The following is a 13,870-nucleotide window of genomic DNA, read 5'->3' as shown; positions in this document are numbered from 1 at the left end:
TGCAATTATAAATACTAGCTCCCAGCGCCGCTCCGTCTAGGAGAGCCAGTCTTGGCTGAGAGGAAACTGATAGTCATTGCTGATCCCTATACAGTCTATGCCTTCAGAATGCTTGGCGTCGAGGGCTACCCTGTGGGCAACGCTGAGGAGGCGCGTGGTGTGCTACGCAGCCTACAGTCTAGGAGGGATGTGGCCATAGTTTTTGTCTCAGCCGAGCTGTACGACGAGCTAGCTGGAGACATAGAGACCCTTGAGAAGGCAAACCCCTCCATCGTCGTCTCCAGGCTACCCACCCTCCGCGAGCCCGGAAAACCTCTAGACGTCCAGAAGGAGCTCCTCAGAGCGCTCGGAATGGGGTGACACTATGACGTCTAGTGTGCGCATAGTGGGTGACCCTTCAAGGTTCGCAGAGCAGTTGGTCTCGAGCATAGCTGAGCATGTCGAGTCTAGGGTTAGGGAGGCCCTTGAGGCGGCTAGGAAGATAGTTGAGAGGGCATACGAGGAGTCAGCATCGAAGCTAGAGTCGGAGCTTAGGCGTGCACTGCGTGAAGCGGAGGAGCAGGTACAAGCCTATACTGCTAAGAGGGAGGTTGAGCTGCGTAAGCGCCTAGCAGAGATAAGAGCTAAGGCAGTCGAGGAAATAATGTCCGTGGCTCTCCAAAGGCTAAGGGAGTACGTGGGTCTTGAAGCCTATAAGGAGTTTATCAAGAGGCTCCTCGACTCGGCTCTCGAGACGGCCTCCAGACGGTCGAGGAGAGTCATAGTTCATCCGGCTAGACCCGACCAGGCCATAGTAGCAGAGCTAGCCCCTAGGGTAGCGGCTGAGAAGGGTATAGAGGTCGAGGTGGGAGAGGCCGTTGAAGGCGCTGGCGGCTTCACGGTGAGGGCTGTAGAGGCGGGGCTAACCCTAGACTATAGGCTAGAAGTTATACTCGCCCCCGCCCTCGAAGAGGCGCGGGCACGCGTACTGGAGGTGCTCAACCAATAACCCCCACTTGGACAGTAATGTGAGGGGTGCAGGGTAAGCCTTGCCGGTTAAGGGCAGAATCATCCGTGTAGCAGGCCCGTTAGTCGTAGCCGAGGGTATGGAGGGCATACAGATGTACGAGATGGTTGAGGTAGGCGAGGAACGGCTGATAGGCGAGGTTAACAGAGTGGTCGGCGACAAGGCCTACATCCAGGTATACGAGTCCACCACTGGCCTCAAGCCCGGCGAGCCAGTCTATGGTACTGGTTCGCCACTAAGCGTCGAGCTGGGTCCAGGCCTCATAGGCAGGATATACGATGGTATCCAGCGCCCATTAGACGTTATACGTGAGGTAACCAAGAGCATATTCGTTAGGCGTGGCGTGAAGGTAGACGCCCTTGATCGTAGCAGAAAGTGGCACTTCAAGCCGAACACAACGCTCAAGCCCGGCGACAAGGTCTCTGGCGGCGACGTCCTCGGCGAGGTCCAGGAGACAAGCCTCATAACCCACAAGGTGCTCGTACCGCCTGACGTGCATGGCAGGCTAAAGTGGCTAGCCTCTGAGGGCGACTACACGGTCGAGGATGTAATAGCAGTAGTCGAGGCTGACGGCAAGGAGATAGAGCTAAAGATGTATCACCGCTGGCCGGTGCGCAGAGCGAGACCAATAATCGAGAAGCTGGAGCCGGTTGAGCCGCTGATTACCGGTATGAGAGTTATAGACACAATGTTCCCCATGGCTAAGGGTGGTACTGGCGCTATACCAGGCCCCTTCGGCAGCGGTAAGACCGTCACCCTTCAGAGCCTGGCAAAGTGGAGTGCTGCAAAGGTAGTCATATACATTGGCTGTGGCGAACGCGGTAATGAGATGACGGAGGTCCTGGAGACGTTCCCCAAGCTAACCGACCCATGGACCGGCAAGCCAATGATGGAGCGTACCATACTCATCGCCAACACTAGCAACATGCCAGTAGCAGCTAGAGAGGCAAGCATCTACACAGGCATAACGCTTGCAGAGTACTACAGAGACATGGGCTACGATGTTCTGCTAGTAGCTGACTCTACAAGTCGCTGGGCTGAGGCGCTACGTGAGATTGCTGGTCGTCTAGAGGAGATGCCCGCAGAGGAGGGCTACCCAAGCTATCTGGCATCAAGGCTTGCAGAGTTCTACGCCCGTGCCGGTAGGGTGAAGGTGCCCGGCCGGCCAGAGAGGCTCGGCAGCGTAACCATCGTTGGCGCGGTATCGCCGCCAGGTGGCGACTTCACAGAGCCGGTAACAGCCAACACCAAGAGGTTCATAAGGGTGTTCTGGGCTCTGGACGCAAGGCTAGCGTATAGCAGGCACTACCCAGCCATAAACTGGCTAGTAAGCTACTCAGCTTACGTTGAGACGGTAGCTAAGTGGTGGCACGAGAACATAAGCCCCAAGTGGCTAGAATACCGCAACGAGGCCTACGAGATACTCCTCCGCGAGGACGAGCTGCGAGAGATAGTCCGCCTCGTTGGTACAGAGGGCCTAAGCGAGAAGGACAAGCTGATACTAGAGATTGCAAACATTATCAAGACAGGATTCCTGCAGCAGAACGCGTTCGACCCAGTAGACGCCTTCGCTACGCCCCAGAAGCAGTGGAAGCAGCTAGAGACAATCATAGACTTCTACCACGCAGCTCTAGAGGCGATAAAGCGTGGCGTAACGGTGAAGGAGATACGTGAAAAGCTAGCCCCGAAGATACGAGAACTCATCCTGGCAAGATATAACGTGCCAAACGACCAACTAGAAAAGCTTGACAAGCTCAAGCAAGAGCTACTCCAGGCACTCCAAGAGCTGATAGAGGCTAAGGCTGGTAGAGCATCAGCAGCAACATAGGCAGCCTAGTCGGGGTCTTTTATCCCTCACCCGCCTCTGGTTGATGAGGGGTCGAGCTATGGAGGCTGCTATGGGTCCTTCACCTGTGATAAGGGAGTATGAGACGATTAGGGAGGTTAGGGGTCCACTACTCATAGTTGAGGGTATAAGCGATGCAGCCTACGACGAGATTGTAGAGGTTGAGCTGCCGAGCGGCGAGCGGAGGAGGGGTAGGGTTCTCGAGACAGCGCGGGGCTATGCTGTAGTCCAGGTGTTTGAGGGCACTACTGGCATTTCGGTGACTGGTACAAAGGTACGGTTCCTCGGCAGGACGCTAGAGATAAAGGTCTCCGACGAGATGCTAGGCAGAGTGTTTAACGGCCTCGGAGATCCCATAGATGGTGGTCCACCGATAACCAGTGGTGTACGCCGCGACATCAATGGCGAGCCCCTAAACCCCGCGGCGAGAGCCTACCCAGAGGACTTCATTCAGACAGGTATTTCAGCCATAGACGGCATGAACACCATGGTCAGAGGCCAGAAGCTGCCAATATTCAGCGGCAGCGGTCTCCCACACAACAAGCTCGCCGTACAGATAGCAAGGCAGGCAACTGTGCGTAGCGGCGAGGAGTTCGCCGTAGTATTCGCAGCAATAGGCGTAATGTATGATGAGGCAATATTCTTCAAGAGGTTCTTCGAGGAGACAGGCGCCATAAAGAGAGCGGCGCTGTTCATCAACCTTGCAGACGAGCCTGCTAGCGTTCGCCTAATCACGCCGAGGGTAGCCTTGACACTAGCAGAGCACCTAGCATTCGATCTAGGCATGCATGTCCTAGTCATACTTACAGACATGACTAACTACTGTGAGGCCCTGCGTGAGATAAGCGCGGCACGTGAAGAGGTGCCCGGCAGGCAGGGCTACCCAGGCTACATGTACAGCGACCTAGCAAGCATATACGAGAGAGCCGGCAGAGCCCACGGCAGGAAGGGCAGCATAACCCAGATGCCCATCCTAACAATGCCCAACGACGACATAACACACCCGATACCAGACCTAACAGGCTACATTACCGAGGGCCAGATAGTGCTCAGCAGAGAACTGCACAACAGGGGCATCTACCCGCCAATAAACGTGCTCATGAGCCTCTCGAGGCTCATGAAAGAGGGTATAGGCCCTGGCAAGACCAGAGAGGACCATGCAAACGTCTCTGACCAGCTATACACTGCTTACAGCAGGGCTGTTGAGCTGAGGAGCCTCGCAGCCATTGTGGGCGAGGAGAGCCTGAGCGAGGTAGATCGCAAGTACCTAAGGTTCGGCGAGGCCTTCGAGCAGAGATTCCTAAAGCAGGGCTTCTACGAGAATCGCAGCATCGAGGAGACGCTAGACCTAGCATGGGAAATCCTATCAATACTGCCAGAATCAGAGCTATACAAGATCAAGGACGAGTACATCAGGAAATACCACCCCAAGTACCGCAAGAAGCAGAGCCAGAGCAGCGGAGGGAAGTAGCGCTTGTCACTACAGTTCGGTGGCTCTCGAGTACTGCCAACAAAGATTAACCTTATCAGGCTCCGCCGCGAGCTAGCAACGCTCCGTAGAATAAGGAAGGTTATTGAGGAGAAGCGTGACGTACTACTCCTCTACATAAGGCAGGTTGGCGCCGATTATCAGAGAGCTTACCAGGAGGCAGCCCGCCGGCTAGCGGAAGCCTACGGAGAGTTCTTTATGGCTCTAGCAGCTGTTGGTGGGCTCGAGCAGGCAAAGCCAATTATTGAGAGGCTACCTGAGAGCCTAAGACTATCAGTGTACGAGCGTGTGCTATTCGCGGTTAAGACGCCAGGCTTCCGGCTGCGCAAGGAGACGGTGCCAGAGGCTGCTATCTCCGCTGTAAGGTTGCCAGCAAGGGTGTATGAAGCTAGGAGGAAAATGCTCGAGGCGCTCGAAGACCTTATACGAGTTGTGGAGTCCGAGGCTGCGCTAAGGAAGCTGCTGAGGGAGCTAAAGGAGACCCAGAGGCTGCTCAACGCCCTAGACTATAGCATCATACCTAGCTACGAGTCCAGTATAAAGTACATCAAGCTAGTATTGGACGACCGTATGAGAGAAGAGGTTGTAAGGCTGAAGACGCTCAAGCGTCGCCTAGCCCGTCGCCGCGGCGGAGAAGGCCTCGCCTAGTTTGTCCCTCTACTTTTCCAGCTGGAGCCCGTACTTTTCAGCGAAGCTCCTCGCGAGTTGTTTAACCCGCGATGGAACCTTTGCCAGAACCACGGTGTCCACCTTGTCCCTCGTCTTTTCCAGCGCCTGCTCTAGCAGCTCAAGGGTGAGGTTGTCCAGGACGTGCTTAGAGAATATGTGGCTGTAGCAGTACCCCCTCTCTAGCACGTTACGTGTGTGCTTAATTGGGTAGTGGGTATCGCCAATACCTATTGCAACCTTGCTACACTCAACGCTTACAAGATCGCGCTCCATGAACCTAATCACAGTCTCGGCCATAGCATTCTGTGTATCCCTCCTAACCCACTCCCTCTCACTACTACCGATCTCGATGAAGACTATAGGTTTCTCCAGCTCTGTGGGGCCATGGTGGGTAGCCTCGAGGGTTACCTGGAACTCTCCCGTAAGCCCCATCTCCTCTGCCACCCGCCTGTAGGTCCTCAATAGTCCCGCGGCAGTACGTGGCCATGCTGGTGCGAGGCTCCACGGCTTACCCCCATAGGGTGCCTCGGGGCCTGGGTTGCCCGTGTGGTGGACTGTTAGACTCGGCTTGCCGCCGCTATGCCTGCTAAGCACCACGTAGCCCTCAATATTGGCGGGGAGTACCTCGCCGAGGAAGTCGAGGAATATACTGTCAGCATCGAAGCCAACCAGGTAGACCCCGTTGCTTAGTAGTGTGCACTCTACTGCGCGTGGCAGGCTACACCTATCCCCGCCAAGTAGCTCCCTGATTATCCTGGCGGTGCCCGAACCGGCTGGATCGCGTGCAGAGTATATGAGCGCTAGCAATCCCGTATGTCACCCCCGCAGAGTGTCGGTGCATGCAGCCTAGAGGCTCTATTAAGCTGTTGAACCCGTGTAATGTAACCAATATTTCCGGTACGAGCGAGATTTAGGCAATCTTTTTATATTGAGCCCCCCAAACCCGCAGAGCGGTGCTCATGCCATGAGGAGGGCTGTCCTAGGTCTAGTACTCTTCACGGCTCTATCGCTACTCGCTGCAACAACCCTAGTCGCGGCTGCTCAGGAAGATGCTGTAGCAGCTGCGGAGGCTGCTGCAAAGGGCTGGAAGGCTATTGCTGCCGCCTTGGCAATGGGTCTTAGCGCTATTGGTGCAGGCATTGCGCTTGGAAGGACTGGTAGTGCTGCAAGCGCGGCAGTGGCTGAGAAGCCCGAGGTCAGCGGTAAGCTGCTGATCTACCTAGTGCTCGGCGAAGGTATCGCCATCTATGGTCTGCTGGTAGCAATACTGATAATCTTCACCGGCTAATCATAGGCTGGTCCGTTCCTCGCTAGGTCAGACAAGCATTTTTACACACTGGGAGCCCAGCCTTTATAGCCCACCTATGTTATCCCTTTAGCCACCGAGGCTTTTGCGAGGTACCACAGCCCTTGCCGGGTGCTAGCCGGGACCGGTGGAGGAGAGAGTTCCCCCGCTGGTTCGACTGGATTCTCGAGGAGGCAGGCTTCTACGACTATGGACGCTACCCCGTCAAGGGCATGGGTATATGGCTGCCCTACGGGTTCCAGCTGCGCCGTAGAATCATAGAACTAGTAAGGGAGGTTCTGGACTCTACGGGGCACGAGGAAATACTGATGCCTCTACTGATCCCAGAGCACCTCTTGAGGAAGGAGAGCGAGCACATACGCGGCTTCGAGGGTGAGGTCTACTGGGTAACCCATGGCGGGCACGAGCCCCTTGACGTGAAGCTTGCGCTGCGTCCAACAAGCGAGACAAGCATAACCTACATGGAGAGCTTCTGGATTAAGAGCTATCGTCAGCTCCCAAAGAAGTACTACCAGATAGTCAGCATATTCCGCTACGAGACGAAGGCTACGAGGCCGATGATAAGGCTGCGTGAGGTAACCACGTTCAAGGAGGCCCACACGGTGCACGATAGTTTCGCTGACGCGGACCGCCAGGTTGCCGAGGCTATAGAGCTCTACAAGAAGATATTCGACGAGCTAGGCATACCCTATGTGATTAGCCGGAGGCCGGAATGGGACAAGTTCGCCGGTGCAGTCTATACCGTGGCCTTTGACACCATTATGCCGGATGGTAAGACGCTGCAGATAGGCACGGTTCACCACCTGGGCCAGAACTTCACGGTACCCTTTGACGTCAAGATACAGTTGCGCGACGAAAGTATCGACTATGCGTGGCAGACAAGCTACGGTATAAGTGACCGCATAGTAGCCACGGTAATAGCAATACATGGCGATGATCGTGGTGCTGTGTTGCCGCCAAACGTGGCTCCCATACAGGTAGTGGTTATACCAATACCAGCTGGAGATGACGAGGAAAAGAAGAGGCTGGTAGCTGAGCATCTCGAGAAGGTTAAGGAGGTGTTGAAGAAGGCTGGGATAAGGTTCCGCGTGGATGACCGTGAGGATGTGAGGCCAGGTAGGAAGTTCTACGAGTGGGAGGCCAAGGGCGTACCAGTACGCATCGAGGTTGGGCTACGTGAAGCCGAGACTGGCACGGTTCTCGTAGCCCGTAGGGACACCCTAGAGAAGACCGTGGTTAAGCTTTGAAGAGCTACCAGACTTCCGGGCAAAGCTGTTCGAGGACATAAGGAGAAACCTACGCGAGAAAGCTTGGCAGTGGCTAAGTACGATGGTTAAGCGTGTCGAGACCATAGAGGAGGCACGTAGGATACTCGAGGAGGAGAGGGGTATAGTAGAGATCCCGTGGTGTGGCCGGGAGGAATGTGGACTCAAACTGGAAGAAATGGTTGATGCAGGCGTACTTGGCTCGCCGCTGGAGAGGCCCAGCTGGGTTAATGGCAAGCAATGCCCTGTATGCGGCCGCCCCGCAGTGACGAGTATAAGGCTTGGGAAGAAGTACTAGGCTCTCCAATGAGTAGTGTTTTCAGCGCCTCCTCCAGAGCCTCGCCAATCGTTATCCCCTTACGCTTTGCAATCTCTTCAAGCCTCCTAGCGTACTCCTCCTCTAGCACGACTGCTACGAGCACCTTGCCCACAGCAGACCCCCAAGCCTAGGATTTGACGGTGCTGGTTATCAAGCCGGTAGCCTCAACACCTGACAGGCTGGAGAGATGGCAGCCTATAAGTCCTGGGTAACACTCCCAGTGGCTATGGTGCTACCGGCTGGCCTACGGTATTATTGTTGTTTTGTGTGGAGTGCTTCAGCGGCCTGGCTCAGCCCATCGGCCCCCGTGGCGAGGGCCTATGGCCGCTTTTAACCCTCATCACCAGCTTGCGTGGTCCTCTGGAGTCCAAGTGGTATAGAGGATGCGAGCCTTATGAATGCAGTCACGTGGCTTGCGAGATAGCTTCTAGCCCCAAGCGATTCTACGGCATCCTCCCCCACGCCGAGAGGTGGGTCATCGCGGAGCCCGAGGATGTAGGCAGTGTAGGGCTGGTAGCCTGTAAAGGGGCGCCCAGACTCATGGAGCACGACAACGCGGTACCCCTGGCTCTTCAGCCAGGCGATTAACTCTCTAAGCCCGCCAGAAACTATGTAGCTCTTACACCTCTCGCCCCGCAGAGCCTCGAGAATGTATGCCCCGATGTCGCTCTCGTAGACCGCCCTCTGGGGGAGACAGTCCCCGGTAAGGACTATTGCTCGGGGCTTGGTGGAGTCGAGGAAGGCTATGAGGAGCGAGTGGGGGTCACGCACCCCGCCAGGGTACAGTGCTGCAAGGACAACCCTTACGAGGATGTCGAGCCTACCATATCCCACTAGCCCGGTCCACCGCTTGGGGGGAGAGTTGGCTGGCTCTCTTGCATAGGCAACCCAGACGAGCGTATAGCTAGGCTCAAGCCTGGGTACTTCCGCCACAGTTTTCATAGCAGGTTCACCGGGCTGGCTAGTAGTATGCTAGGTGTTCGTAGCAGAGATGGCTGGTAACAACCTAGCCGTTTCCATGGATGGGAGGATGAGGAGTAGCTTGGGTTCACTGCTTTTGAAGCGTAAAAACATGGTTTGAGTAATGCGTGGGGCTAGATGACTGGGCCGCGTATGGCCTTCCTCTCCTCCTCGGGGCGAACCTTGATTATGCCATAGTGTATGGCGCAGCTGACACAGTAGCACTTCTCGACAGGGTACTTCATTATGATGGCGCCCTTCTTCTCTAGCTCTCTTGCCAGCTGCGGGTCCACCGGGGTGTACCACTTGGTTATACATATAGCCTTGTCGCGTGGGATTAGCCTGCCACAGTTGTCGCACTGTACTAGTCTTGTACGGCCCTTATCGCCCTTGTGCCTACCCCTATTCTGCCTCTTCTTAGGCATACCTGTAGCCCCGGGCCAAAAGAGGAGGCTGCTGGAGCCTATTTAACTAGCCCGGCCTCCCCGCCTCGGGGCTGGAACCTGCATTTCTAGTAGCCCGGAGTATCCCTCGGTTAGGGGAGGGCTGCTAGCGGTATGGACTGGTGTACGCCGATAAAGAGCTTCAAGGACCCGGTCCACGGCTATGTCGACCTTTGCGGCAAGCTTGTACCCGTCGTAGACTCGTGGGTTATGCAGAGGCTTCGCGGTATAAGGCAGACCGGTTTCGCGTACCTTGTGTACCACGGTATGGAGCATAGCAGGTTCAACCATAGCCTTGGCGCTGCTCACCTCGCAAAGGAGGCCCTAGTGTTCCTTGCTGGCAACACGAGAACCCACTACCGTGGCGTGGGCGGCGAGGAGTTTGCAAACACGCTGCTCCGCAGCATCGAGGTATTCCAGCTGGCAGCACTGGTACACGATATCGGCCACTTACCCTTCAGCCATGCCAGTGAATCCGGCATAGTTGAGGCCCGCAGGGTATTCCAGGTATCGGAGTTCGAGGGTATACCCCTCCGTCACGAGGAGTACACCTACAGCCTCATACCAGCAGTAGCGGAGATGGCTTCGGCCTCCGGCGTCGAGCCAGTCTTCACCAACAGCCTCTCCAAGGATCTATTCCTAATCCTCCGGGGGAGGGGCGCGGGGCTAGCTCCAAGGGACTACACCAGCGAGTGTGCATCACATGTCCTCCACCAGCTCATAGCAGGAGGCCTAGATGTGGACCGTATGGACTACCTGCTCCGCGACAGCATCTATGCCGGGGTACGCTACGGCATATTCGACGTAGACCGGCTCATAAGAGTACTCATAGCCTCACCCCTCCTGCTAGCCGAGAGCGAGGATCTGAGCGGTGTACGGGTAAGCGAGTCAGCGTGCCAGGTAGCAGTTCTCGATAAAGGGCTAAGCATCCTCGAAACATTCCTACTTGCAAGATTCTACATGTTTAGCGAAGTATACCTTCACCGTGTGGTCGAGGCGTACAATGCTGTCTACGCGAGGCTCATGGGCGTCCTCGCCCGGGACGGTCTGCTATGCCCGGGCCTCCAGGGCTGTGAGGTGGACATACCCCGGCCACCGGAGCTAGAGGAGAGTAAGCCGGAGGCAATACAGGCCTGGGGCATGCTCGACGACAACATGGTGCTGAGCCTCATGAAGAAAATCGTTGCGGGCAGGGTTAAAGCTAGCAGCGAAGCCAGGAAACTAGCAGCAATGATAGTTGAGAGGCGCCATCCCAAACACTACACGTACTATGAGAGCCGCGAGGCCTGGGGCATCTACAGCAACTACCTGGAGAAGGGCCTAGCCGAAGACTGGGCAAAGCCACTCCTAGAGGAGCTGGTTGAGATGCAGAGGGAAAACCCGCTACTAATAATCCGGCCCCTCCGCGTCCACGTAGCAAGCTTCGAGAAGATAAACATCTACGAGAGGAACAGTGGGAGGCTCGTAGACGTAAAGGATGCCATGCAGGCTGAGGAGTATAGCAGGTTTGGGAAGCTAGCACAGCTAGGCATGCACCGAATAGCAGTGTTCACAACACCGGAGAACGGGGCAGCAGCAAGAAAGGCCATAGACCTGATAAAGGCTCTCGACGAGGAGGCGAAGAAGAGGAGAAAAGCCTAGCCAACGAGCACGAGGTGCCGGCCACGCCTTACCAGTTTTCCAGCAGCCTCTAGAACGGAGAGTGCCTCCTCAGCGTCGGGGCTCCAGTAGTAGCCAGCTGGGTGGCGGAACAGCCTCATGGTAACCTTCTCCGGCCCCCCACCCTCTACGTAGCGCTTCCAAACCTCAGCAAGCACGGTATCCACGTCAGCACTACCGCCAAGCTCCCGGAGCACCCTCTCAATAGCAGCAGCTAGCCCGATATACCGCGTAGCCGTGTGAGCCAAGGCGGTACACCCATATGCAGTAGGGTATATGGCGTATCACCATCTAAGTAGAGGGGTTCATCGCTGAAAGAGGGAGACGGTGGTAACTGAAAGCATAGCTGGAATACCCGGCTAACACCCCCGTACAACCTATGCCAAGACACACCTTGCTACGAGACACACCTATACGCATCATTGCTTATATCCAGCAGGCTCCTCCCTATCAGCTATAGCTGCCAATAACACACTGGTATATCCATGCGTAGCTCGTCAAGATAATTATGGTGACTAAGGATTGACGTGCTGAGAAAAACCTGGGCTATACGTGTTGAAACATAGTGCACATATGTTGTGCATGGGCCGTGGAGGGGAATGTTTCCACTCTGCTGAGGGGCTGGATTGAAGACCACACTGTAAAATATTACATGCAGTGTGGCTTTGTGTCGTGAAAACTTGGCTGTTTAGACTCTTGCTTTGCCTAGGGCCTGCTCGAGGTTGTCAAGGAACCTTAGCCTCTTGGGTATCGGTGGGTGGTCGCTGAACAGTTCCTCTGCAGGATTGACCTCCATCCTCTTCAGCCTCTCGACGATGCTGTCGATGTCTCCTCTCCAGGACCAGCTGCTGCCAGTGTAGCTGTAGAATGGTGATGCTGCAGCCTCTACAAGTGCGTAGATGAAGAGTGCCTTCAGACTGCTCTTCTCTAGCTCTTCCCTCCTACGGCCCTGATAGTAGAGGTGGAGCCTAGCCAGGGCACGCTGCATGGGCCTCGCGCCGGCAACGATAGCTCCATGGGCGTCAGCGTAGTACTCGCGTAGCCTGCTAAACGTTAGCACTGCTACCTGCATGATGAAGCTTAGCAGCACGCTCAGCGCGCCCACAGCGACAAGGGCCAGGCCGCCGTTGCCCTCGCGGCGGCTACGGTAGGCGCCGCTCCACAGCCCTATACGTATAAGCCATACGCCCATGTAGTAGAGTATGCTTGGCACAAGGCCCAGCAACATGATTATGACTACGTCGCGGTGCCTGTGGTGGCCAATCTCGTGGCCTACCACGGCCTCGAGCTCGTTGCGGGGCAGAATCTCGTAGAGGCTCCTCGACACGGCGATGTAGCGGCCAGTAAGGAAGTTGCCATAGGCGAATGCGTTTGGCGGACCTTCAACGATAACAGCCTTTGGCGGCTTAACACCAGCCCTCGAAGCAACCTCGTCCACGATGCGCTGGAGCTCCGGGTCAGGCTTAGCCCTGTAAACAGCATTGATCATGTATGGCGCCAGCAGGTAGCTCATCAGGTTAGCTACGATGAGGAATGCCAGCAGGAACCCAATAGGCAGGCTATAGCCATAACTCGCAGCTAGGCTGTAGATAGCATAGATCGCTATGAGGCCACCACCAACAATGAGGCCGGCCGTGATGAGCATCGCGGTGTAGAGGCTCACCCGGCTAGATATGAACCCAGCTACGCGGGGTGCTACACGCATAGCTAGCAGCTGGAGCAGGAGGAACCCAGCCGCATAGAGAAGCACGAGCACGGTGAATGTTAGCGGGTCCCATACCAGGAGGAACAAGTACTCACCACCCCATACCTATCCCATACAGCTTCTCGCCTAGAGTGAGTGCTGCAAACTCTAAACCCAGGTAATAAGGTCTTCCACGAGGGGCAGGATAGAATTGGGCGATGGGTCTCCTGTGGAGTAGCTTCCATCTATACCGCCCTGGGGCGACATGGAAGGGTCTTAGAGGCCTAAGAGCAGTAGCACAGTCGAGGTAGACAAAGACGCTGCAAGCTCAGCAAAACATGCTCTAAGCCTGGCAATGCACCGGGTGCGGTGGCGGAAAAGCACTCCTAGCATCTGTGGTGGACGTTATCTCTGGCGACGTGGGGCTTGGAGGAGGCTGCGTGCTAGTACAAGTGTTCATCTAGGCCTGCTTGCCAAGGCTCATCTAGAATGGTAATAGCTTCTTACCCGTGAAGGCTCTCAGCGCTACGTCTACAGCGAAGACGATGAGTAGTAGTGTTAGTGCTACTAGCAGAGCTGCATAGAGGCTAGGTATTCCGGCCAGTCCGCCACCAGCAGCTGCTAGCAGTACAAGCCACGCATAGTCTATCCATACGTGGCTAAGATACATTGCAGCAAAACCTCTTGCCCCTAGGCTTGCAGCTCCACGAACCAGTGGCAGGCCAATGGTCAGCCACCATGCTAGGAAGTAAGGGTTCCCACCGGTAAACACGATCCCGGCGACAAATGCTTGAGTTGGCGTAGACCCCACGGAAACTCCGTAGCTTGTATCCCCCGTGCCCCAGAGCAGCCCGGCAGCCGTCTCGAACAACCCAGCTGCAAAGTAAGCTGCCGCAGCAAGCGTTAGCAGTGCCAGGGGCTTCTCAAGCTTCCTCAATACACGGTTGAACCGCTCAGCCCAGTAGACAAGTAGTCCAACGTAGGGCAGCTCGAAAACCATGTGGCCCAGCGCTACAACCAGGCCACCCACAGCGCCAAGGTAAACACCCACAGCTATGGCTGACGCTGATAGGAGGCCAGGGCTTAACGCTCCGCTAGGGGTAACCAGCAGTGTAGTAATAACTATGCTGCGAAGCTCGCGCCCAGTCACAGCACTCCTGGGCTGCAAGGCGGGCTCATCGCGGTCTAGCAAGCTCCGCCGGTCTAGAAAACGTTTTCGCCACT

The 13,870-nt window shown here is 55.9% G+C and carries 14 protein-coding genes and 1 pseudogene; 8 read left to right on the top strand and 7 right to left on the bottom strand.

The window, feature by feature from the left end:
* Positions 1-51: 51 nt before the first annotated feature.
* The 5 genes from HBUT_RS04125 to HBUT_RS04105 are packed head-to-tail and all read left to right on the top strand — an operon-like array spanning position 52 to position 4,989.
* Positions 52-360: a V-type ATP synthase subunit F gene (locus HBUT_RS04125; RefSeq protein ID WP_011821957.1), complete on the top strand. Its 309-nt coding sequence runs from the start codon at positions 52-54 to the stop codon at positions 358-360.
* A 4-nt stretch (positions 361-364) separates the two neighbouring features.
* The gene (locus tag HBUT_RS04120) at positions 365-988 is read left to right on the top strand and encodes a V-type ATP synthase subunit E (protein ID WP_011821956.1); all 624 of its coding nucleotides are present in this window, start codon (positions 365-367) and stop codon (positions 986-988) included.
* A 40-nt stretch (positions 989-1,028) separates the two neighbouring features.
* The gene (locus HBUT_RS04115; RefSeq protein WP_011821955.1) at positions 1,029-2,834 is read left to right on the top strand and encodes an ATP synthase subunit A; all 1,806 of its coding nucleotides are present in this window, start codon (positions 1,029-1,031) and stop codon (positions 2,832-2,834) included.
* 58 nt (positions 2,835-2,892) lie between these two features.
* Complete coding sequence (locus tag HBUT_RS04110) at positions 2,893-4,323, top strand: V-type ATP synthase subunit B (protein ID WP_011821954.1); 1,431 nt, start codon at positions 2,893-2,895, stop codon at positions 4,321-4,323.
* A gap of 3 nt (positions 4,324-4,326) precedes the next feature.
* A complete protein-coding gene (locus HBUT_RS04105; RefSeq protein WP_011821953.1) occupies positions 4,327-4,989 on the top strand; it encodes a V-type ATP synthase subunit D in 663 nt (220 codons plus the stop codon).
* 9 nt (positions 4,990-4,998) lie between these two features.
* Here the strand turns inward: HBUT_RS04105 and HBUT_RS04100 are convergent, their stop codons facing one another.
* Positions 4,999-5,817, bottom strand: a complete 819-nt coding sequence (locus HBUT_RS04100; protein WP_011821952.1) for a D-aminoacyl-tRNA deacylase — start codon at positions 5,815-5,817, stop codon at positions 4,999-5,001.
* Positions 5,818-5,974: 157 nt separating this feature from the next.
* Here HBUT_RS04100 and HBUT_RS04095 point away from each other — a divergent pair, with 157 nt between their 5' ends.
* Both HBUT_RS04095 and proS read left to right on the top strand, forming a co-directional pair.
* The gene (locus tag HBUT_RS04095) at positions 5,975-6,298 is read left to right on the top strand and encodes an ATP synthase subunit C (RefSeq protein WP_048061459.1); all 324 of its coding nucleotides are present in this window, start codon (positions 5,975-5,977) and stop codon (positions 6,296-6,298) included.
* A gap of 122 nt (positions 6,299-6,420) precedes the next feature.
* A pseudogene (gene proS, locus HBUT_RS04090) lies at positions 6,421-7,879 on the top strand (proline--tRNA ligase).
* Here the strand turns inward: proS and HBUT_RS10135 are convergent.
* The 3 genes from HBUT_RS10135 to HBUT_RS04080 form a co-directional block, all read right to left on the bottom strand.
* Complete coding sequence (locus tag HBUT_RS10135) at positions 7,809-7,988, bottom strand: ribbon-helix-helix protein, CopG family (protein WP_420804950.1); 180 nt, start codon at positions 7,986-7,988, stop codon at positions 7,809-7,811. The pseudogene proS and the gene HBUT_RS10135 overlap by 71 nt on opposite strands.
* A gap of 242 nt (positions 7,989-8,230) precedes the next feature.
* Positions 8,231-8,842 carry an RNA methyltransferase gene (locus HBUT_RS04085; RefSeq protein ID WP_011821948.1) on the bottom strand — a complete coding sequence of 204 codons (612 nt, stop codon included), beginning with the start codon at positions 8,840-8,842 and terminating at the stop codon, positions 8,231-8,233.
* Positions 8,843-8,994: 152 nt separating this feature from the next.
* Entirely contained in the window at positions 8,995-9,285 is a 291-nt protein-coding gene (locus HBUT_RS04080) for a 30S ribosomal protein S26e (protein ID WP_011821947.1), read from the bottom strand.
* Positions 9,286-9,417: 132 nt separating this feature from the next.
* Between HBUT_RS04080 and HBUT_RS08910 the strand changes: the two genes are divergently transcribed.
* On the top strand, positions 9,418-10,944 hold the full coding sequence (locus HBUT_RS08910) for an HD domain-containing protein (RefSeq protein ID WP_011821946.1): 1,527 nt from the start codon (positions 9,418-9,420) through the stop codon (positions 10,942-10,944).
* Here HBUT_RS08910 and HBUT_RS04070 read toward each other — a convergent pair.
* From HBUT_RS04070 to HBUT_RS04060, 3 genes are all read right to left on the bottom strand, one after another.
* Positions 10,941-11,210, bottom strand: coding sequence for a hypothetical protein (locus HBUT_RS04070; RefSeq protein ID WP_011821945.1), 270 nt, complete (start codon positions 11,208-11,210; stop codon positions 10,941-10,943). The two genes, HBUT_RS08910 and HBUT_RS04070, sit on opposite strands and share 4 nt — an antisense overlap.
* A 440-nt stretch (positions 11,211-11,650) precedes the next feature.
* On the bottom strand, positions 11,651-12,754 hold the full coding sequence (locus HBUT_RS04065; RefSeq protein WP_011821944.1) for a zinc metalloprotease HtpX: 1,104 nt from the start codon (positions 12,752-12,754) through the stop codon (positions 11,651-11,653).
* A 376-nt stretch (positions 12,755-13,130) separates the two neighbouring features.
* Positions 13,131-13,814 carry a LysE family transporter gene (locus tag HBUT_RS04060; protein ID WP_011821943.1) on the bottom strand — a complete coding sequence of 228 codons (684 nt, stop codon included), beginning with the start codon at positions 13,812-13,814 and terminating at the stop codon, positions 13,131-13,133.
* Positions 13,815-13,870: the final 56 nt, after the last annotated feature.

This window comes from Hyperthermus butylicus DSM 5456 (assembly GCF_000015145.1).
In the GTDB taxonomy this organism is placed as follows: Archaea; Thermoproteota; Thermoprotei_A; order Sulfolobales; family Pyrodictiaceae; genus Hyperthermus; species Hyperthermus butylicus.
The sequence above is the reverse complement of the archived record's forward strand: the minus strand, read 5'-3'. Positions and strand labels throughout refer to the sequence as shown.

Excerpts from the sequence above, each read along its gene's own strand:
- HBUT_RS04095 (WP_048061459.1), top strand. The coding sequence starts at position 5,975 with ATGAGGAGGGCTGTCCTAGGTCTAGTACTCTTCACGGCTCTATCGCTA.
- HBUT_RS08910 (WP_011821946.1), top strand. The coding sequence starts at position 9,418 with ATGGACTGGTGTACGCCGATAAAGAGCTTCAAGGACCCGGTCCACGGC.
- HBUT_RS04110 (WP_011821954.1), top strand. The coding sequence starts at position 2,893 with ATGGAGGCTGCTATGGGTCCTTCACCTGTGATAAGGGAGTATGAGACG.
- HBUT_RS04080 (WP_011821947.1), bottom strand. The coding sequence starts at position 9,285 with ATGCCTAAGAAGAGGCAGAATAGGGGTAGGCACAAGGGCGATAAGGGC.
- HBUT_RS04085 (WP_011821948.1), bottom strand. The coding sequence starts at position 8,842 with ATGAAAACTGTGGCGGAAGTACCCAGGCTTGAGCCTAGCTATACGCTC.
- HBUT_RS04120 (WP_011821956.1), top strand. The coding sequence starts at position 365 with ATGACGTCTAGTGTGCGCATAGTGGGTGACCCTTCAAGGTTCGCAGAG.